This window comes from Metamycoplasma orale ATCC 23714 (genome assembly GCF_000420105.1).
GTDB lineage: Bacteria > Bacillota_I > Bacilli_A > Mycoplasmatales > Metamycoplasmataceae > Metamycoplasma > Metamycoplasma orale.
Genome location: NZ_ATUH01000001.1, coordinates 1 through 22,642 on the forward strand (window position 1 = coordinate 1; position 22,642 = coordinate 22,642).

Here is a 22,642-nt window from a genome sequence, read left to right on the forward strand (position 1 = left end):
TTCAATTTCTTGCAATGGAAATTTTTTTCTTGGACGGCCGCTTCCTTTTCCTTTTTTAGGTGATTTACCAGTTTTAGATTCTATGTTCATACCTAAATTATATTTTTTAATTTTAATTTTTATTCAACGAATTACATATCTATTAAAAATTTTATTTGAACCGCAAATTTTTAAATATTCATATTCAAATGCTCTCTTGGAAATTTTATTATTCTTATAGTTTTCATACAAGTCAAATACTTGTAGTCACTCATTAATTTTTAATTGTCTACCCATAATTATCTCCTTTACTTAAAATGAAAAAAAGGACTCAATTTTTTTTTTAATTTGAGTCCATTTTTTTTGTCCTAGTTTATTATTTAGGGAAGATTTTTTATACTTTTGTTTAACAAATTAAGAATAAAACCGTTCTTTATTTGTTCTCTATTTGTTCCTTATTTGGTATAATATTTACATGAAAAAGGAATTAGATCTATCATTTAAATATACAGATGAGCTTGTCAATTATCTTCTAGAAATTGAAAAATATAAAAGTTCATTAGAATTTTTGTCTTTGCCTACAAGAAGCAAACAAAGAATTCAATTTGAGGCAAAAATCAAACAAACTCATTTTTCTACAAGTATTGAAGGTAATGTTTTGAACATTGAACAAATTAAAAATGTTATAAACAATAAAACACATCAAACAAGAATTAAAGCTGAACAAGAAGTATTAAACTATTGAGAAGCTTTAAGTTTCTTAGAAAGAAGTAAAAAATTTAAAATAAAAATAACTAAAGATTTTATTTTTAGTTTACATAATATTATTGAAGCTAAAAGTTCTAGAATTACCAAAATAGATTTTCGACAATCTACTCTTCCTGGAGTGCTTTTTGCTGTATATGATTCAGTTACTAAAAGCCCTGAATATATACCACCAGAAGCTAAGGATATAAATATTCTAATAGATGAATTAATAACTTGAATAAATGAAAACCAACATTTACCAAGTGCAATAAGAGCAGCTATTATTCATTATGCATTTGTTACAATTCACCCTTTTGAGGATGGTAATGGTCGTAGTGCTAGAGCACTAGCTACTTATTCATTAATGTTAGATGATTATGATTTCAAAGGATTTAATTCTTTTGAAGAATATTATAGTAATAACTTAAATGAATATTATCAAGCATTACAAATGGATTTAAGTCCTTTATTTTATAATGGACGTAATAAACCGCCACATTTAGAAAAATGAATAACTTACTTTTGTAAAATTATGGCTCTTAATGCACAAAATATATATTTAAGTGCTTTAGAAGCAAGCACTAAAGATAATAGTCATAATGATTTATTAAATAATCTTAATAAAAAAGACTTAATTTTATTAAGATATTGCATAGAAAATAAGAAAAGTATTATTCTTATTAAAGATTTAGTTTCAGTTTTTGGTGTTACTTCTAGAGCTATATCAAAATGAACTAAAGGCTGAATAGACAAAGATATTTTAGTTCCAAATAGTGGTACTAAAAGAATTACTTCCTATAAATTAAATAAAAAGTATGCAAAATTTAAAGTTAGTGATTTAGGATTTATAGATTAAAAATAAATTGAATTATAATGTAATGAAGTGGTTAAATTTCACAAAATTACATCATTTTTATTTGAATTAATTAATCAAATATAAAAACAATAGATTAATTAAAGTTATTACTAGTATTAGAAGAAGTGGTAAAAGCGTTTTATTAAATAATCTTTTTTATAATTACTTAATTCATAATAACGCAGATATAGAGTGAATTCCAAATTCAAGACTTTTTTGGAAATGGGTTCATACTAATTAGTAATTTTTATAAGTTTTTTTATTATTAATAATGTAAAATTATTAATAATTATTTAAAGAAGGTAAAAAATGAGAAATATTAGCAAAACATTAGAAAACAAAACTAAAGTTGATGAAAGATTAACCAAAACTAAGAACCGCCTAATTAGTGCTTCTAATAGTGATATTGATAAATTACTTGATTCTTTAAATACTACTAAACGTGGTATTGAAAGCGAACATATTGTTGAAGAAAATCAAGATGAATATGGAAAAAATATTATTACTAAAAAAGGCAGTGATAATATTTCAAAAAGATTAGTTCGTTCTTTTTTTAATTTATTTAATATTATTCTAATAGTGCTTGCTTTAGTTTCTTGCGTAGTTGAAATAATAATTCCTATTTTAAACAAAGAAAAAGCTAGCTATACAACTATGATAATTATTTTAGTTATGGTTTTTGTTAGTTCTATTATTCACTTTGTTCAAGAACAAAAATCCGCAACAAGTGCTAATAAATTAATTCAAATAATTCAAACAACTTCTTTAATACAACGTAATGGAGTTCTTCAAGAAATTCCTCTTACTAATATTGTAGTTGGAGATATTATACATTTAGCAGCTGGAGATATTATTCCTGCCGATGTTAGAATTATTCAAGCAAAAGACCTTTTCTTATCACAATCGTCTTTAACCGGAGAAAGTGAGCCAATTGAAAAGTTTGCAATTTTAGATCCTTCTAAAAATTATGATAATATTACTGATCGCCCTAATTTAGCATTTATGGGATCTAATATTATTTCAGGTTCTGCGATAGCGGTTGTTGTAGTTGTTGGTGATGACACCTACATTGGGCAAGTTGCTTCTAAAATAAATGAAAAGCCAATCAAAACAAATTTTGATAAAGGAATTAAGAAAATTTCAATATTACTTACAACAGTAATTGCAATTATTATTCCAATTGTATTTCTAATTGTTGGCCTTAAAGGGCATTTTACACATGCACAAAAACCTTGAATTAACGCCCTATTATTTGGAATTACTATTTCAGTAGGGTTAACGCCCGAAATGCTACCAATGATTATAATAAGTTGTTTATCAAAAGGTGCAATAACAATGGGAAAACATAAAACCATTGTTAAGAATTTAAATAGTATTCAAAACTTTGGTACTATGGATATATTATGTACAGATAAAACTGGTACTTTAACCCAAGATGAAGTTATCCTTGAAAGACATATGGATGTTACCGGAAAAGAAGACCCATATGTTCTTAAATTTGCCTTTTTAAATTCTTATTATCAAACAGGCCTTAAAAACTTATTAGATAATTCAATTATTAAAAGAACTCTAGAATTAGCTGATGAAGAAAAATCACTTGACAATCTTGAGTTACATTTTGAAAAAATTGATGAACTTCCTTTTGACTTCAATCGTAAAAGAATGTCTGTCTTAGTTAAATCATTAAAAAATAATCGGATTAAAATGATAACTAAAGGCGCCGTTGAAGAAATCATTAATGTATGTGACACCATCTATAAAGACGGTAAAGTTATTAAATTAACTGATAATGTTATTAAAAACGTTTTAGAAAAAGTTGAAGAATTTAATGAAGAAGGTATGCGTGTTATTGCAATAGCTTCTAAAAATGATGCAGCTCCTGTTGGTAAGTTTTCTATAGAAGATGAAAAAAATATGACTTTAATTGGTTATTTAACATTTTTAGATCCACCAAAAGATTCTGCCGAAACTGCTATTCAAGAATTACATAACAAAGGTATCGAAATTAAAATTCTTACAGGCGATAGCCCATTAGTTACAAAAGCAATATGCGCTAAGGTAGGTATTCCTAATGAAAAGATTTTATTAGGAAAAGATTTACTTACTATGAGCGACGAAAAACTTGCAAAAGCTGTAGAGACTACACAAATATTTGCAAAATTGTCCCCTGATCAAAAAGCAAAGATAATTACAATATTACGTAAAAACGGACATGTTGTTGGATATATGGGCGATGGAATAAACGATGCTCCTGCTATGAAAGTTGCTGATGTTTCTATTTCAGTAGATACTGCTGTCGATATTGCAAAAGAAACTGCTAACATTATTCTTTTAGAAAAAGACTTAAATGTTTTAGCAACTGGAATAATTGAAGGTAGAAGAACACATGCTAATATAAATAAATATATTAAAATGACTGTTTCTTCAAACTTTGGAAATATTATTAGTATTTTATTAGCTTCAATGCTTTTACCATTCTTGCCAATGGCACCTGTACAAATAATTTTCTTAAATTTAATTTATGATCTTTGTTGTAGTGCTATTCCATGAGATAATGTTGATAAAGAATTTGTAGATAAGCCGCGGCAATGAGAACACAAATCCATTCTTCGGTTTATGATTTGATTTGGTCTTGTTAGTTCAATAGTTGATATTATGACATTTATTATTTTATATTATGTATTTATTCCTTCACAATTAGGCACTCAATATAAATCTATATCTAATCTAAACTTACAAGAAAAGTTTCAACATATGTTCTGAACTGGTTGATTAGTAACATCAATGTGAACTCAAACTATTATTATCCATTTTTTAAGAACAAACAAAATTCCAATTATAAAATCAAATGCTTCGAGTCCAATTATTATTACTTCCCTTTTAGGAGTAGCAGTTATAACTTCAATTCAATATATTCCAAAAGTTAATAGTTGAATTAAACTAGAAGCGCTTCCTCCACTATTCTATGCATGACTAAGTTTATTTTTAGGAACATATGTAATGCTAGTTTCGCTTGTAAAAGTAATATATAAAAAACTATACAAACAATTTTTATAAATTATTTTATTAAGTACATATTAAGCACAACATCTAAGCATAATAATTTGTTGTGCTTTTTTATATTTGAAATTTAAGTTTTTACTTTTGACTTACATACATTTTTAATTTTTCTCAAAAATAGTGGGCTATCTTATGGTAAAATTAATTATGTGAAAAATCAATATGCAAACGATAATATTTCACTAAAAGATCTTTAGCACAAAAGATAATTTTTCTTTTGTGCTTTTCTTTTATTCTGTTCTATATATTTTTATATAGTCCTAGAACTTAAAAAAATAACATATAAATAACATTAAATTATGAAAGGTAAAATAATGAAAAATAAAAAACAAATTATATTTTTAGCAAGTTCATTAACACTTGGATTGTCAATACTTCCACTTTCTCTAAAATGTAAGCATAAGTCTCCACGTTTTGATCAAGAAAATGATGGAATTGTTAAAATAGCAACTGGATTTGGTGCTTCAGGAAAACAAAAAGCTGCTTTAGATGCTTTAATTGAAAGATATAATACTTTTATTGGCGCTAAAGTTGATGGTAACGAAAAAGTTACATGAGAAGCTGTAAATAAACAAGCAGAAGGATATATGCCAGTTATGTCTGTTATTAACCCTAATGGTTATAAAACAGATGACATGAACTTAAAATTATCTTCTAAAGATAAAAAAGGATTCTATAACCTTATCGCTAACTATCCAGCAACTGCTGCAGAAATTGCTAGATATGACATGAATTTAGCGTTTAATGAAGAAGACTATGAACAATATGGTCTTGCAAAAGCATTTAAGGATGTTAACAAAGATATAGCATTTAATAATAACAATCAAAAATGAATGGTTCCTATGTCACGTTCATCTGAAATGTTTGCTGTTAACCAACCTGTTACTGGTTATTTCTTAAACATTCTAAAAGACAAAGGTGCAAAAATTGGTGATAATCACACACTTGTAGATAAAATAATAGCTGCGGCTAATGCATCTGTAAATGATGTTAATTACATTAAATCAACTGATTCATGAGGCGAACCTACAATTAACGCTGAATTAGAAGCAAAAATTAAACAATTTACATTAGATGATAAAATCTTTTCTAATTATTCAGATTTAATTGATTTTGCAATTTTAGTTAAATCTATGTTCCCTGGAAAGTCAGGATATTATGTTTTAGGTTTTGACTCATTGCCTAATGCGGTTAATGCTATTAGTTCTTCACTTTCAAAAGGTGATCCTTCTAAGAATTATATTAGAAAATCAACTGATTCTAAATTTAAAGTAAATGGAGGATACGATTTCAAGAGTTTTTATCAAAATAAAAATTCTGAAGAATATAAATTGTTTGAAAAATCATTAACTAAAATTATTGAAGGTATTAACAACAATGCTATATTTGTTGGTGGTGGTGGTACATATGGATCATCAGATTTAACAATACATAAGTTAGCATTATCATTAGGATCAACAGCTGGTTTCTCTCATACTTATGTTGAAAAAGACGAAATAATTTTAATTAAACCAAAAGGTACTGATATTGAATTTGATTCACCATTAGATATTGTTTCAAAAGAAGATGGAAAAGCAAAAGCAAAAGCTGAGTATAAAGCAAACTGAGATTCTGCTATTGCTGGTATTACAAGCGGAAAATATACTAACCCTGTTTTTGGCAAATTTAGTACAGTGAATGATACTCTTAAAAACGACAGTTATGCTTATTACTTAAGTGATTCGTTAACTAGCGATGAAATAAGTGAAATTACAGCAGCTTTAACAGCAGGTGGAGTCTTTATTCAAGAAGATACTACTAGTGAAAAACAACAATTTTCTGAAGAAAATGGAAAAGTATATTACACTAAACCTGGTTCTTCAACAAAAATAGAAATTAAAAATGCAAAGAAATATTCACATATTTTTGTAAATAATAAAGGTAAAGCAAAAGATGATAAATATAATTTCTATTATTTACCTAAAACTGCATATGACACTATTAAAAAGACTGCTGAAGCATTTTTAAATAAAACTGAAGTTACCCATTTATCTGCACCTTATAAAGCAACAGGTGCTGCTGAAGAAACTAATTCAGTATTTACTCAAGGACCATCATTTGTTGGTATTCATGCTAATGAAGAAGAAGATAAAGCAACAAACTTATTTGTTAAATGATTCTTTACTGAAAAATTAACAAATATTAAGATAGAAAAAGCAACTTATAATGGTACTCCAATTGATGCATTTAATATTCATGCAAGTTATGTTTCACCAACTGAATCATTCTTTGCAAGATCTTTAACATCAGATCCAGTTTTAACAAAATTAAATGCTGCCAATAAAATAGCTTTTGAAAACTTTGCTAAAGCTAACATAGATGGTGAACACTATAAAATTGTTGAAGACGTTCCTTCACACTTGTCAAACATTGTGCGTAGTGGAATAGAATCTGCAGGAAAAGCTTTAGTTTCTCGTGCACAAGATGGTGAAACTGTAACATTCCTTACATTTATTGACAAGATTAAAAAATCATTTGCTGATTTAAATAACTAAATCATAATTTTACAAAATAAATAATTTAAGTAGAATAAAACAAATATTTATTATTTGTTTTATTCTTGTCTAATAGGAAAATAATGAAAAAAATTAAAAAAAATATTTTATTTTGAACATTGCCTTTAATTTCTCTTTCTAGTTTACCGCTTGTTGCTTTTTCATGCAAAGACAAAGATTTATCAAAAGATGAAGATTTATCAAAAGTCGGCAAATTAGATCATCATGATATGACTATTAACGAAGAATTTGGTTTTGATAAACCAGAACCTATTCCTCTTAAGGAATATAGCAAAGTTGGAAAACTTTTGGATAGAAAATTTAAATATAATTCTGGCAATGAATATTCTTACTGAGATTTAATGGGCGCATGTGAAGCAACTTTAATTTCATATAGTGATGGTGATACCATGAATTTTTCAGTTAAAGAGCAACCCAAAGTACTTACATTAAATAATGGAATTGTAGTTAATAAAGAAAATTTTCCTTCTACATTTGCTGTAAGAATTTCTCTTATTGATACTTTAGAAGAACATATTCCAGGCGGTACTGTAAGCCCGGCAGAAAAAGCACTTGCGCAAGAAGACAAAGCATTTGCTGAACAAATGTTGCCTGTTGGTTCAACCGTTAGAGTTGTACCACCTGATGGAAAAATTACAAAGTCATATAATAGAATTGTTGCACATGTATTCTTTGGAGAACATTTTGAAAAAAATTATTCTGTTGAATTAGTAGCAAACGGTTATACATTACCTAGAATAGGTGATGACGACAAATTGCAATTTTTATATTCATACAATCAAGTTAAGAAAGAAAATATCCAAGGATTTTTATTGCCTTATTTTGCATATGCATTCAATGATGGGATTGAAAATAAAAAAGGATTTTATAATCCTAATAGAGCTAATCAAGGCAAAACATTTTTTAAAAATGTTAGCGAATTTAACAAAATGTATATTACACATGGTAATTTAATGCCATATTTAGAATATATTTTAGATTCAAAATTTTCAACAATGAAATCATTAAAACAAAAAAACACAAACAAGTATTCTTTATTTCATCATCTTTTGGAATTAAATAAAGAAGATGCTGAATAGTGAAAATTATTTAAAATAAAATTAAAATTGCATATTGATTATTTTATTTAACTTTTATGAAAGGAGTAAAAATGGTTGCTGAAAAAAAATATAATTTAGACCTTGAAGAAATTCATGGCTATTCTAAGCAACGTTTTGAACAAAACAAAGAATTACCAGCAATAGAAATAAAAAATTTAATTATTGACTTTGGTGATGCTGTTGCAGTAGACAATGCAACATTTGAAATTAAGAAAGGCGAATTAGTAACTTTACTTGGACCTTCTGGTTCAGGTAAAACCACTACATTAAATGCTATTTCTGGTTTATTGAGACCAACTAGTGGTAAATTAATATTTAATGGTATTGATGTTACTAAATATTCACCCCAACAAAGAGAATTAGGTTTAGTTTTCCAAAATTATGCCTTATATCCTCATATGACAGTTTATGAAAATATTGCCTTCCCTTTGTCTAATGATGAGCATTGAAAAGAAGAAACAATAGAAAAAACTAAATTAGCTCAACACAAAGTATTTAATTTGATATTTGAATACTTTAAAGTTAGTCCAGAATTAATTAACGAAGCAAAAAAGAAATGTTTCTATTTAATTGATGTTCCTAAAGAAACTAAAAAACATTTAATTGAAATTAAAGGAAAATTAAGTGATATTAGTGAAGCTGAAGAAAATGCATATCGTTTTGCTTTAACTAAAAAATCAGCTGAATTAACTTCATTAACTAAAAAAGTTTTAAAAGACATTAGTTTAGTTAAAAAGAATAAAGAAGAAAAGCTTATTGAAGCTAGATTTGATTTCAATAAAAAAATTATTAGTTTAGATCACAAAAAAGATATTGAAAAAATTAATGAAATTGCTGCTTTGTATAAACAAACAGTTAAAAATATTAAATTGGATGCCCGCAAAGAAATTGCTATTCTTACTGAAACTTATGAAAATAATTATAAGAATGCAAAAATTAAAAATAATGCAGATATTCAAAAGAAATATATTTTATTAAAAGAAGCTTTACATCAAAAACGTCTTAGTCCTTACAATGCAGAAGTTCATAAATTTGAAAGCAAATTAAAACAAGCAAATGTTATTGTTAAAGATGAATATAAAGAAGTTATTAATAGGATTTTAGATCCTATATTTGAAAAAAATAATATTAAAGGAAGATCTTTTAATAAAAAATTACATAATTTAATTTCTTTATTGCCAAAAGATTTAATAGAAAAAATTTCAGTAATTTCTGCGGATATTTTAACTATTGATCAAGCAATAATTAGAGATGTTCTTGAAGTTGCAAAAAGGGTAGATATTACCAAAAACTTAGGCAAGAAACCTACTCAATTATCCGGTGGTCAACAACAACGTGTGGCTATTGCTCGTGCTATTGTTAAAAAGCCAAAAATATTATTACTTGATGAACCGCTTTCAAACCTTGATGCAAAATTACGTATTTCAACAAGAAAGTGAATACGTCAAATTCAACAAGAACTTGGTATTACTACTGTTTTTGTTACACACGACCAAGAAGAAGCTATGTCAATTAGTGACAAAGTTGTATGTATGTCAACTGCTAAAGTACAACAAATTGGCTCACCAATGGAATTATATAGAACACCTAAAAATGAATTTGTTGCCAAATTCTTAGGTATGCCTGAAATGACAATTTTTACAGCTGATATTAAAGGTACAAAAATAATGGTTGGTAAAGAACAAATAGCAACTAAACCAAAGAATTACGCAAAAGACAAAATTCGTGTTGGTTATAGAGCAGAAACTTTAGTTGAAGACGAAAATGGTATTTTTGAAGGTGAACTAAGAGTTGTTGAATATCTTGGAAAAGAAATTCAAGCTCAAGTTTACATTAAAAATATTGATATGATCTCAAATGTTTATTTAACTAAAAAGCATAAATATAATTTAGGAGAAACTTTGAAGTTTTCAGTTAAAGATACTTCATTACTTCATTTATTTGATGTCGATACAACAGAAAGAGTTAATTAGATGAAGACTTATTTTTGAAAAAAATATAGAATAAATAAAGAGGGAACAGATTTAGCTATTCTCAATAAAAGAACACCATATTGGAAAGCTTTTATACTTTTACTTCCTTCTTTGTTGACTATTAGTCTATTTACACTTATTCCATTTATTATAGTGTTGTATAACTCATTTCAAGTACAAAGTCCAACTTCTCACTTAGTAGCTGATACTGTTTTTTCAATTGATAACTATAAAAGTATTTTAACTAACCCATTCTTTAAAGTTGGGGTTAGAAACTCAATAATTTATTCAATTGCTGCATTACCGATTAGTTTATTTATTTCCGTTTTAATTAGCGTTGCTATTACTATGGTAGTTAAAAAATGAGCTAGAGGATTTTGACAAACAGTATTCTTCTTGCCTTATGTGACTTCAGCAGTTGCAGTTTCACTTTCATTTCTTTATATGTTTAAATCTGACGGTGGAATTATTAATGGTATTTTGGCCAAATTAGGAAGAAAAAAACCTATTCAATTTTTAAACTCAGGATTAGAAGACACATGAAATGCTTTCTGAGTTATATTGTTACGTGGAATTTGAGGAAACTTAGCATTTCAAATTCTTATATTAACTACTGCTATGCTTTCAGTTGATAAACAATTATATAAAGCCGGTGCTATTGATGGTGCTTCAAAATCAAAACAATTCTTTGCAATAACTTTACCATCAATTAAAAGAACATTATCATTCTTAATTACTATGGGTCTTATTAATGGTATAAAAGTATTCCCTCTTGCATTATTTAATAACAATCCCGAAGATGCTATTAATAATGGTGGTTCTTCAATTATGTTATTTGTGTATCGTGCTGTTAAAGCTGGGAAATGATACTACTCAGGTGCTGCATCAGTAATTTTATTTGTTATTGGTGTGTTTGTATCATTTACATTAAGAAAAATTGTAACTTTAACATTTAAGTTAAGTGTTAAGTTAGGAGAAAACAATGTTATTAGGAAAATTGAAAACTCGACATTGAAGACAAAAACAATCTTTACAGTCTAAACAAGATTTAATGTCAAGACCTATAGATGATACTAAAGCATCTAGCATTATCTTAACTTGAATATTTAAAATATTTGTTCTTGCGTTTTTTGGATTTATTATTGCTTTCCCATTCTATTTTATGATTTCACAATCATTAACAGATAAGCAATGATCAATGGTAAACTCAAGTTCAATATTGTGATACCCTAAGAAATTTGGTGTTACATACTCTAAATTTGAAGCGCACTGAGAAAACTTCAAATTTGCATTCCAAGAAGGATATGGTAAAGCTCTTTTAATGACATTTATAGTTACATCTTTTTCAGTTGTAGCTAGAGTATTCTTCTCAATGTCATTTGGGTATGCCTTCTCACTTAGAAAATGAAGATTTAAATCATTTTCATGAGCATTCTTCTTATCATTATTAGTTTTACCAGAAGTTGCTCTTTTATCAGGTCAATACTTTGTAGCAGTTAAATTAGGTTGACATATTGGAACATGACGTTTTGTTTCATTAATGATGCCTTTCGTGGCTTCAGTATTTTCTGGATTTATGTATAGAAATGCCTTTGAAGATATTCCAGATTCAGTTAAAGAATCTGCATTAATTGATGGTACTTCTGGATTTAAGTTCTTCATTAAAATAGCTATGCCAATGGTTAAAACCACAACTTGAACAGTATGTATCTTAACTGCACTTGCAACTTGAAACTCATATACATGACCATTATTAATTTTAGGAAAACAAGCTCCTGGTTCATGAACAGTTATGAACATTTGACTTACAGATACCGGTCAAGTTAAAAATGACCCTGATGGTAATAGGGTATATATGAGTATTAGAATGGCTGCTACAATATTAGCTATATTACCTATGTTAATTGTTTACTTTAGTTTAAGAAAAAGAATAATGAATGCTATATCTCGTCAAGGTAGAGCTTCTAAAGGATAGAATTATGGACCCAGTTGAATATGAAAAAATCAAAAAAACACAATTAAAAAGTAAGATTACAAAAATTGTTATTTATGTAATACTAGCATTTGTTTTAATAGTTGGTCTCATTATTGCTGGCCTTGCATGCTATGGTATTATTAAAACCCCAGCTGAAGCTTTAAGTTAATTAACATATCATTCGTAAAAATAGTGGATTAGAAATAATTCACTATTTTAATATATTTAACTTTTTATATATATTATAATTTTATTAAGCTAAGAAAAATTATAGTTTATTAAAGTCCAAATAAATGAATTAATTATTCTGTTGGGGAAAAATATTTTATGAAAAAAGAAACATTAGACTTATTACTTAAACAATTAAATAAAATAAATGAAAACTCTAAAATTTTAATTTATGGAAGCGCAGCTTTATATTTAAATAAATTAATTACTAGACTGCCAAACAATTTGGATATTTCATTTTTATATAACGAAAATGATACTTTATTAGATTACAATAATTATTGACAAAACTTTATTTCTAATTTTAATATTAAAGCAAAATTAATAGATAGTTTTTTAGTTAAAAAATATGAAGTCCTTTTTAATAATGAAATAGTTATTATAAATTGCGTTATGTCAAAAAATATATTTAAAAGACATACCATAAAAATTAATAATTTATTAGTAGCAAATTTAGAATATTCATATTCTTTAACATTATGTCAATTATTTTATTTTTTATCAAAAGATTATATTCAATCTGCCTTTTTTCAAAAAGAAAAAATTAAGCAAATAATAGATGACATTTTTGAAATTGTCGATAAATTTAATGTATTTAATTCGCCTGAAATTTTTAGTGAAATATTAGAACGCGAATATATTTTTAACTTCTTTAATTCAAATCAAAATTACTTTAATATAGTTAAAACTTATGACAAACTTTGAAAAATAATTCCTAAGTATTACAAAAATATTGATAAAGAAAAACTTGGCAATCTAATTTCAATAGTAAAAAATATTTTTGAAAATAAGGGTATAGTTAAAAAAATAGAAAACATAGACTTTATTTTATTAACAAAGAGAAAATTAATTAAATATCTTATTTCTAATTATAAAAAATTTGATGAACAATTTCAATTTGATAAATCAATACTTTTTATAAAAAATAAAGAAAAATTTAAAGATTACTTAATAAGTTTCTTTAAAAAAATCAATATTAATTTTGATAATGAAAATCTTAAAGTTATAGATTTAAGGTTTCAAAATATTAATGATGGTTTTGCCTTTGACATACTAAATTTATATGATTTAATTTTTTCACAAGAAAATTATCAAAATGATTTTTATTTATATAAGCACAGTCAACATGCAAAAAGACATATCATTATACTTTGTTCAATAAATATATTTGAGTTCCTAGCAATACTAATTGTTGCATTATGCATGTTTATCATATTTAAGCCAAATATAAAATGAAATTTAAACAAAAACGAAATTATAACCGCAAGCATTTTATCATTTATTATGGTTGCATATTGTGTGGGAACAATTTTATTTTATGTATTTTGATATAATAATTTTGAACATAAAAAATGATTTTGAGGCTTTTACATTTATAATTTAATTCCATTGGCATTTTATCCTTTTGCTAGTTTTTTAGATAGCGTCTCAGCATTAATAATTATGATTGGCTTCTTAGTGTTTTTTATAATTAATTTTATATGTTATGTAATTATTTATAAAAAAATTAATGTATTAAGTTTCAAACAAAATTCAAGCTATAAATTAACTGTATAATTTGCGTAATTTTAAACATAGTAAGAAATAGTCGATTAGAAATAATTTACTATTTTTTATTTTTTTAACTAAAATAGTTAATATGAAAAATAAAAAATATACTTTTATTAAATTGTCTTTAATTTCATCATTATGTATTTTGCCTTTTAGCGTTTTTAGCTCTAAATGTACTAAAGAAAATAAACATATTGATGTTTTACTTCCATTTACTACAAATGATTTAAGATTTGAAAAGATGTTAAATGTAATTCAAAAATATAATGAACAAATCCAAAATGATATAACAAAATTACCAGTCAATGTTTCTAGTATATCATCTAGATCTTTATTAATTAATAAATTAAAAATACAGCTTGCTTCAAAAGACAAGGCTATATCTGATTTAATTTTTTATTATCCTAGCATGGCTTATTTAGTTGCTTCATATAATCGAAGCTTAGATTTGTATAATGAAAAATTTGATAATAATATATTTTCAAAATTTTTAGATATTAATAATAATTTAGGTATTCCATCTAAAAATATGAAAAGAAGAATTTTACCTGTTGCTAATAGTAGCGACGTTTTAGCACTTAATAAAGGACTTTTAGGATATTTTATTTATGAGTTGCAAAAGTATTGTCTTGAAAACTCGATTTCGAAAAATATAATTTCTTTAGATAATTCTAAAAATAAAATATTACAAGAATGTTTAAATTATTATCAATCTTTATATACAACTAAAAAAGATAGAATTAATAAAGAATGAAACATAGCCAATACTTTTATTAAATCAAAAATCGAAGAAACTAATTTTGAATTTAATGATAATATTTTTTTCAATTATTTTGACCTTTTTAATTTTGCTAATACTATGTCTTTAATTTTTAATCATAGTGCACGCCCTTCGGATTATAATTCAAAACGTATTTTTTATAGTCATCATTCAGCAAATTTAACATATTCTATGTTATTTAATGAGTCTAATGGTTTATACAAAAATTATTTTTTACAATATGATAACTTTGCAAGATTAAAATATAATGAAGCACTTGAAGGCAAAGGAATTGAAAATCAAATGTTAACAAAAATATTTAATTTAGAAGCAAAAGCTATTTATAATAAAGCATTACATTTTAAATATAGTGAAGAAGATTTTAATCGTAGTCCTTTTGATATAAACACAATTTTTACGCTTATTTCATCACATTGAGCATATGATCAAATTTTGCTTAAAAATACTTCCCTATTAAATAAACAAGATTATTTATTTTTACTTGCGCCAAGTAAAAATACTACTAGCCAAGAAAATTCTACATTTACTAATCAAGGCATAAATTTAATAGGTGTTAATATTAATGATAACAGAACCAAACAAGTCAAGGAATTTGTTAATTGGTTATATGATCCAACTAATTTAATGGATTGAAATATTAATAATAAGATAGTAAAACTTAATCCTATTGAATATTATGCAATGTCGACTAAATACACATTTCCATCAAAACATTTTATTGATGAATATAATAAACATTTTTTAAATGAAGATCCTGTTTTAGATCAAATTAATAATTTATTTTTAAGAAGTACTACAGATGAACATTTAAAAATATATGAAGATCTAGTTGATAATAATAGTGATTCATTTAGAGAATCTTTAACATCAGTATTTGCAAATTTAGTTTACAAAAATAATAATTCTTTAATTACATTTGAAAAATTTAAAAAAGAAATTAAAAAACTAGAAACAATATAAAATAATAGACAATATGAAAAAGAATATTGTTAAAAACAATTTAGGTTATAGTGGAACTTTATTTGTATATCAAGATAAAGATGCCTTTAATTATTCTATTGATACTATTTTATTAGGCAACTTTTTTTCTATTAATAGAACTGTATCTAATATTTTAGAAGTAGGGACTAATAATGGGGCTCTTTCTATTTTTATAGCTTCACGTTCTAAAAAAATTAATATTGATGCTCTCGAAATTCAAAAAGATGCAGCTTTATTAACTAAAAAAAATGTTAAGTTAAATAAGTTAGAATCTCAAATTAATGTAATAAATGAAGACTTTAATATTTATGCTAAAGAATATGCCTTTAAATGTGGCAATAAATTAGCTAAAAAATATTCAGCAATAGTTGCAAATCCCCCATATTATAAAGAAGAATTTAATGTTCCAAGAACAAAATGCACAGATGCTAAAAAAGCAGCAACTCATGAAATATTTTTAACTTTGGAACAATTAATTAAAGGTAGTTCAAAAATTATTGAACAAAAAGGATATCTTACAATGGTATTACCTATTGCAAGATATATCGATGCAGTAACTCTTTTAAGAAAATATAATTTTGAACCTAAAGTAATACAATTAGTTTATCCAAGAGTTAATGACTTACCAAAATTTTGTTTAATTGAATCTAGATATAATAGTGGTTGAGGTACTTCATTCAAAAAAAATTTATATTTGCATTATAATGATATAAATAATCACGAATACACAGAAGAAATTGTAAAGCTATATTCGCCAATAAAAGCAAAGGATAATGAAGATGAAAAAAAATAAAACCTTTTATATATCAACTCCTATTTATTACCCAAGTGGCAATTTACATATTGGTCACCTTTTGACTACTACTTTAGCATGGGTTTATACTAATTATAAAAAGCAACAAGGTTATGATACATATTTTGTTACAGGTATTGATGAACATGGACAAAAAATTGAAAAGAAAGCTTTGTCTTTAAATTTAGAGCCTCAAGCATATGTTGATGGTGAAGAAAAGAAATTCAAAGATCTTTGAACAAAACTTGATATTAATTACGATTTCTTTTCAAGAACTACTAATGAAAAGCACAAAAAAACAATTCAAAAAGTTTTTGAAAAAATGTTTGAAAAAGGGTACATTTACAAAGGAAATTATGAAGGTTTATATTCAATCAATGATGAAGAGTTTTTAACCAAAACTCAAGCAATACACAAAGATGGCAAATATTACCATCCTACTTCTAACCACTTATTAGTTGAAATAAAAGAAGAATCTTATTTTTTTAGCATGTCTAAATTCGGTTCTTGAATAAAAGAATACTTTTTAAATAATCCTGAGTTTTTAACAAATAAAGCAATTGAAAAAGAACTAATAAATAATTTTTTAGATAAAGGTTTAGAAGACTTATCAATTACAAGAATATCATTTGATTGAGGTATTGCACTTGATAAATTTAAATCAAATGATAATAAACACACTCATATCATTTATGTTTGATTAGATGCTTTATTTAATTATTTAACAGCACTTCAATATTTAGAAAGTGATGATACAAATTATCGAAAGTTTTGAAAAAATGGTACTGAAAGAGTACATGTATTAGGAAAAGAAATTTCAAGATTCCATGCAATTTATTGGCCTATCTTTTTAAAATCATTAGACCTTAATTTACCAACTAAAGAAGTTATTCATTCATGAATAATAACTCCTGAAGGAAAGATGTCTAAATCAAAAGGCAACATAATCGAACCTATTCCCTTAGTTGAAAAATATGGTGCTGAAGAAATTAAATATTTCTTTTCTTCGCAAATAAATATTGATAATGATTTTTCATATTCAGATGAACTTTTAGTAAATGTTTTAAATTCTGATCTTGCTAACAATTTTGGAAACTTATTAAATAGAGTAGTCAAAATGGTTAATCAATCATTTTCTAATGGGACAAAATATGATGAAAAAAACTTGCAAGGAATTGATAATTTTATTTATAAATTAATTTTTGAAACATATGAAAATTACAAATTACATTTTGATAATTTCCATATTGACAAGGCTTCAAAAGCTGTAATTAATTTATCTTCTAAATTAAATGAATATATAGATTTAACAACGCCTTGAAGTTTAAAAAATGATCCTATAAGATTGAATAGTGTCTTAAATACCCTTTTAAATGGCTTATATGCTATTAATTTTATGTTAAGTGTAATTATGCCTAAAAAATGTAACATCATTTTAGGCTATTTAAATCAATCAAAATTTGATGAAAAATTATTATTTGATTGAACAAAATTTGATAATAAAAAAGTTGAAGTTAAGGAAATTCTTTTTCCAAGAATTAAGTAAATGTAGGTAAATAAAATGAAATTCATTGATGAAATAAATATAAAAGTACAAGCTGGAAATGGTGGTAATGGTATCATCAGTTTTAGGCGTGAAGCTAATGTAGATCGTGGTGGTCCAGATGGTGGCGATGGTGGAAAAGGTGGCGACGTATATTTCCAAGGAGATGATGGACTTAACACTTTGTTACCATTTTATTATCAAAATAAATATATTGCCCAAAGTGGAGAAAACGGAAAAAGTAAAAACCAATATGGTGCAAATGGTGAAGATTTAATTATTAAAGTGCCCTTAGGAACAATGGTATTTAATGGTGAAAAATTGCTTGCAGACATAACTACTAAAGATAAATATTTAATTGCTTTAGGAGGCAAAGGTGGAAGAGGGAATTTAAAGTTTAAGTCCTCTAGAAATACTGCACCAAGACTTTGCGAAAATGGAGAACTTGGTGAAGTATTTGATTTGAAATTAAATCTTAAAGTTTTAGCGGATATTGGTTTTGTTGGCAAACCTTCAGCCGGAAAAAGTTCAATACTTTCAATAATTTCAAATGCAAAACCTAAAATCGCGAGTTACGATTTTACAACTTTAACTCCACAATTAGGTTTAGTTAAATATTACAATACTTCTTTTGTAGTAGCTGACTTACCTGGTCTTATAGAATTTGCTTCGCAAGGTAAAGGTTTAGGTATTCAATTTTTAAAGCACATTGAAAGATGTAAAGCAATTGCGCATGTTATTGATTTTGGTGATGAAAATAAAAACCCAATTGAAGATTATCTAGTTATTAATAATGAACTTAAATCATATAATTTGTTTCTTGAAAAAATCAAGCAAGTAATTATTGCTAATAAAAGCGATTTACCTAAATTTAAAGAACATTTAAAATTGTTTAAAAAAAAATTTCCTAAATTGCAAATTGTAACCTGTTCAGCACTTTTACAAGATAATATTGATGAAGTTAAAAAAACATTATACGAAATATATAAGAAGTCTAAAGATACTTTAGTAAATGCTCAAAGTTTAGAAAAAGAAGAAATAACTATTTCATTAGATAAAGATGATTTAGAAATAATTAAAATTAATAACACTACTTATGAAATAAAAAGTGCTAAGGTTTCAAATCTTTATCATAAAATACCTTTAGTTTCAATTGATAATTTATGAAGATTTAATTATAAATTAAAAGGTTTAGGCGTTTATGATGCTTTAAAAGCTAAAGGAATAAAACACGGTGATATAGTCAAAATAGAAGACTTTGAATTCAGTTGAGAAGAAGAATAATTTAATTGGTATTTTCAATTATTAGGCCATATTTATATTTTTAGGAATTTTTAATTAATTATTAAAATTTATATATAATAATAAGGTATTCTTATGCAAGAATAGTTGAAGTGCTGTGGAGAAGTAGCTCAGTTTGGCAGAGCGCTTGGTTTGGGACCAAGTGGTCGCAGGTTCAAATCCTGTCTTCTTCACCATTTATGGGGGGGTAGCTCACCTGGCTAGAGCGCCTGCCTTGCACGCAGGAGGTAGAGGGTTCGAGTCCCTTCCTCTCCACCATTTGGCGCTGTAGCTCAGTTGGTTAGAGCATCCGGTTCATACCCGGAAGGTCAAGAGTTCGACTCTCTTTGGCGCTACCATACGGAATCTCAACAGAGTTTTGATTTGGACCCATAGCTCAGTTGGTTAGAGCAACCGGCTCATAACCGGTCGGTCACAGGTTCGAGTCCTGTTGGGTCCACCATGGGCAATTACCCAAGCCTGGCTGAAGGGAACAGTCTTGAAAACTGTCAGGGGCTTCACGGCCCGCGGGGGTTCGAATCCCTCATTGCCCGCCATATATAGCGGAGTAGAGCAGTCGGCAGCTCGTTGGGCTCATAACCCAAAGGTCATTGGTTCAAATCCAATCTCCGCAACCACGGTCCAGTGGTAAAGTGGTTTAATACGCTTCCCTGTCACGGAAGAGATCGCGGGTTCAATTCCCGTCTGGACCGCCATTATGGTTCTGTAGCTCAGTCGGTAGAGCAACGGACTGAAGCTCCGTGTGTCGCTGGTTCGATTCCTGCCGGAACCACCATTTCAGAGAAATCTGCAAACGTCATGTATGGCGTTTTTTTATTTTTATTATTTATTATTTTATTTTTAAAATATCTAATACAATATAAGAGTTAAATTAATTTCAAGGAGAGTAGAACATGAAAAATAGCAAAAAAGTTGTAAGTATTTTAGCATTGTCGTCTACATTATTAGCGCCAGCTTTAACTATGTCTTCATTATTTAATGGATGTAATTTATTTTCAAATGAAGAAGATAAGAAAAATAGTGAAAGTGAAATAATTAAAACATTAACCAATAATTTTACAGTTTTATATTCGCCAATTCCAGCACAAAAAAATTTTAATGAAATAAATAGTGCTGATTTTAAACTTACAGTTTCAGAAACTTTTAAAAATTTAATTTCATTTAATAGTGGACTTAAAATTGAAGATATTAATGAAAGCGAAAAACTTGCAACTGTATCTTTTAAGGTAACTTATAAAGATAATGTTTATACAATTAAAAAAGATGTTTTACTAAAAACAAGTACCGAAATTAATTTATCTAATTTATTAAACAAAATAAATATTTCAATAAAAAACTTAAATGTTTCACAATATGGAACTAAAAAAGTAAATGATATTAATGATAAAGATATTTTAGCGACCTTACCAAGCGCTGATGCAAATATAACAATTACTAATATAGAAAGAAAAAGAATTGAAGGAAAAATTTTAGTTTCAATCAAACTAACTTCTGAAATTAATAATAAAGAATTTGTTATTAAAGTAGTTGAATTAAATGGTTTTATTAAAGAAAATAATTTAAAAAGTGCGTCTTTAAATGAATTGCTAAAAGAAGCAAATATTATCTCAAGATCACATTCAGATTTAGCAACTGCTAAATATTTAAACAAGCCACTATATCAACTTGGAAATTATAATATTGAAACAAATACAGAAGCTCCTAAATTACCTTTTAGCATAGTTGCAGATGAAGATAAATATTCTTTAGAATATTATTCTAAGCAAAATGCTAGTGTTAATATAGTAGATAAATATGCAAAATCATTTGGTATCTTATATCCTTATATGCGAAAAGTTTCTAAATATATAAAAGTATCTAGTGATTTTGATAAGGCTATTGCTAGCGATTTTAGAATGGGAAATTATTTTAAAAAATTAATGTTGGATGCTCAAACTGTTTTGGAATCATATGAAAATAATTTTAATATCATATTACAAAATTATATTAATACTAAACCTTATTATGGTCAAAATGCAGATATTCAATGAGAATCTCAATATTATTCACTTTTAAATAATTTAAAAAAGAATACAAAAACTTTAGAAGATATTATTAAATTTGAAAGAGCTTATAATCTATTAAGAACAAATTCAAATTATTCTTATTATGCTGATGCAAACGATAGACAAAATAAAGAAAATAATTTATTGATTAATAAAAGAAGTAAATTTGAAGAATTAAATAAATTAAAAAATATTTTTAAAAATAGGAAATCAGTTCCTGGAATGAAATTACCATTTGAAGAAGACTTATTTTATATAAATACTTTACCAGATAATTTAACAAATTGATTTAGACAATATATCAATAATTCTTTTGTTGATAAATTTGAAAATTGAACTGAAGCTCAAAAAATAAATCAATTTAATTTTGTTTCATATGAATTAGAACTTGCAAGATTTTTATATGTTGCAGCTGGCGAAGGATACTATGAAACATTAAGTTTATTAGGCGCTTTTAATATTCCTACTAATGCAGATAAAAATCCTATAAATCATACATTTAATTTAAATATAACTAAATTTAACTTTAGATATTCTTCTAATGAAAATATGTCAGAAGCTAATGTACAAAGTCATGAGCAAGAACTAAATAATTTTGTTTTAAACAAAATTAATCAAATTATTGATAGAAGATGAACTGATTTGCAAAAAGTTGAAGCAGTTCATAACTATATTTTATGAAAAATGGAATATGAGAATAGTCAAACAAATATTAACAAATATCAAAATAGTTTAGGTTTATCACTTGCTGATCCTTATAATATTGTTAAAAATGGAAAAATTGTTTGTGATGGGTATGCAAGAATATTTGTTAAATTTATGTATCATTTAGGTATTCCAGCGCGTTACATTGGTGGGTTAAGCTTTGATCCATATAACCCTAGTGGCGGCCAACCACACGCATGAAATGAAGTTTGACTTGATTTGGGTGATGGCGGGAAATGATATCCACTTGATTTAACAAATAGCGATACTAGTACTGGTCAAGAAGGATATAGTTATAGATATTTCTTAAAAAATAAAGATAGCAAAAACATTGCATTTTCACAAACACATAAGATTGATTCAGTACAACATATTTTCTATTCAGATAAACCAAAACCAATTTCTCAAGATATCCTAGATTTATTTTATGAATAATACGTAATTTCTTAGTTTTAATACTAGGAAATT

The 22,642-nt window shown here is 26.2% G+C and carries 14 protein-coding genes, 8 tRNA genes and 1 pseudogene; 22 read left to right on the forward strand and 1 reads right to left on the reverse strand.

What is annotated here, in order from left to right:
• Nucleotides 1-276 (reverse strand): annotated as a pseudogene (locus F795_RS06020) (IS3 family transposase); the annotation flags it as partial.
• A 178-nt stretch (nt 277-454) separates the two neighbouring features.
• Between F795_RS06020 and F795_RS06025 the strand changes: the two are divergent.
• The 22 genes from F795_RS06025 to F795_RS06055 all read left to right on the forward strand — a co-directional run bounded on the left by F795_RS06025 (nt 455) and on the right by F795_RS06055 (nt 22,609).
• Entirely contained in the window at nt 455-1,582 is a 1,128-nt protein-coding gene (locus F795_RS06025) for a Fic family protein (RefSeq protein WP_022935707.1), read from the forward strand.
• Nucleotides 1,583-1,891: 309 nt separating this feature from the next.
• The gene (mgtA, locus tag F795_RS0100015; RefSeq protein ID WP_022935708.1) at nt 1,892-4,639 is read left to right on the forward strand and encodes a magnesium-translocating P-type ATPase; all 2,748 of its coding nucleotides are present in this window, start codon (nt 1,892-1,894) and stop codon (nt 4,637-4,639) included.
• Nucleotides 4,640-4,956: 317 nt separating this feature from the next.
• Nucleotides 4,957-7,176, forward strand: a complete 2,220-nt coding sequence (locus tag F795_RS0100020) for a P68 family surface lipoprotein (protein WP_022935709.1) — start codon at nt 4,957-4,959, stop codon at nt 7,174-7,176.
• An 83-nt stretch (nt 7,177-7,259) separates the two neighbouring features.
• Nucleotides 7,260-8,276: a thermonuclease family protein gene (locus F795_RS0100025; RefSeq protein WP_022935710.1), complete on the forward strand. Its 1,017-nt coding sequence runs from the start codon at nt 7,260-7,262 to the stop codon at nt 8,274-8,276.
• A 71-nt stretch (nt 8,277-8,347) separates the two neighbouring features.
• Nucleotides 8,348-10,270, forward strand: coding sequence for an ATP-binding cassette domain-containing protein (locus F795_RS06030; protein WP_022935711.1), 1,923 nt, complete (start codon nt 8,348-8,350; stop codon nt 10,268-10,270).
• A complete protein-coding gene (locus F795_RS06035; protein WP_022935712.1) occupies nt 10,271-11,311 on the forward strand; it encodes a carbohydrate ABC transporter permease in 1,041 nt (346 codons plus the stop codon).
• Nucleotides 11,253-12,245, forward strand: a complete 993-nt coding sequence (locus F795_RS06040) for a carbohydrate ABC transporter permease (RefSeq protein ID WP_022935713.1) — start codon at nt 11,253-11,255, stop codon at nt 12,243-12,245. The genes F795_RS06035 and F795_RS06040 overlap by 59 nt, the downstream gene beginning before the upstream one ends.
• A gap of 4 nt (nt 12,246-12,249) precedes the next feature.
• Nucleotides 12,250-12,414 (forward strand): hypothetical protein, encoded by a 165-nt coding sequence (locus tag F795_RS03795; RefSeq protein ID WP_022935714.1) that lies wholly within the window; start codon nt 12,250-12,252, stop codon nt 12,412-12,414.
• 158 nt (nt 12,415-12,572) lie between these two features.
• Nucleotides 12,573-14,030 carry a hypothetical protein gene (locus F795_RS06045; RefSeq protein ID WP_022935715.1) on the forward strand — a complete coding sequence of 486 codons (1,458 nt, stop codon included), beginning with the start codon at nt 12,573-12,575 and terminating at the stop codon, nt 14,028-14,030.
• Between the two features lie 82 nt (nt 14,031-14,112).
• Nucleotides 14,113-15,765 (forward strand): hypothetical protein, encoded by a 1,653-nt coding sequence (locus F795_RS06050; RefSeq protein ID WP_022935716.1) that lies wholly within the window; start codon nt 14,113-14,115, stop codon nt 15,763-15,765.
• A gap of 13 nt (nt 15,766-15,778) precedes the next feature.
• Nucleotides 15,779-16,579 (forward strand): tRNA1(Val) (adenine(37)-N6)-methyltransferase, encoded by an 801-nt coding sequence (locus F795_RS0100060; protein ID WP_022935717.1) that lies wholly within the window; start codon nt 15,779-15,781, stop codon nt 16,577-16,579.
• Entirely contained in the window at nt 16,566-18,125 is a 1,560-nt protein-coding gene (metG, locus tag F795_RS0100065) for a methionine--tRNA ligase (RefSeq protein WP_022935718.1), read from the forward strand. The genes F795_RS0100060 and metG overlap by 14 nt, the downstream gene beginning before the upstream one ends.
• Nucleotides 18,126-18,140: 15 nt before the next feature.
• Nucleotides 18,141-19,406 (forward strand): GTPase ObgE, encoded by a 1,266-nt coding sequence (gene obgE / locus F795_RS0100070; protein WP_022935719.1) that lies wholly within the window; start codon nt 18,141-18,143, stop codon nt 19,404-19,406.
• Nucleotides 19,407-19,523: 117 nt separating this feature from the next.
• A tRNA-Pro gene (locus tag F795_RS0100075) sits at nt 19,524-19,600 on the forward strand.
• Nucleotides 19,601-19,605: 5 nt separating this feature from the next.
• Nucleotides 19,606-19,682 (forward strand) — tRNA-Ala (locus F795_RS0100080).
• 3 nt (nt 19,683-19,685) lie between these two features.
• Nucleotides 19,686-19,762, forward strand: a tRNA-Met gene (locus tag F795_RS0100085).
• A gap of 27 nt (nt 19,763-19,789) precedes the next feature.
• A tRNA-Ile gene (locus F795_RS0100090) sits at nt 19,790-19,866 on the forward strand.
• A 1-nt stretch (nt 19,867) separates the two neighbouring features.
• Nucleotides 19,868-19,960 (forward strand) — tRNA-Ser (locus tag F795_RS0100095).
• Nucleotides 19,961-19,965: 5 nt separating this feature from the next.
• Nucleotides 19,966-20,041 (forward strand) — tRNA-Met (locus F795_RS0100100).
• A 1-nt stretch (nt 20,042) separates the two neighbouring features.
• Nucleotides 20,043-20,119: transfer RNA gene (locus F795_RS0100105), tRNA-Asp, on the forward strand.
• Between the two features lie 4 nt (nt 20,120-20,123).
• Nucleotides 20,124-20,199: transfer RNA gene (locus F795_RS0100110), tRNA-Phe, on the forward strand.
• 118 nt (nt 20,200-20,317) lie between these two features.
• On the forward strand, nt 20,318-22,609 hold the full coding sequence (locus tag F795_RS06055) for a transglutaminase domain-containing protein (RefSeq protein ID WP_022935720.1): 2,292 nt from the start codon (nt 20,318-20,320) through the stop codon (nt 22,607-22,609).
• Nucleotides 22,610-22,642 lie beyond the last annotated feature (33 nt).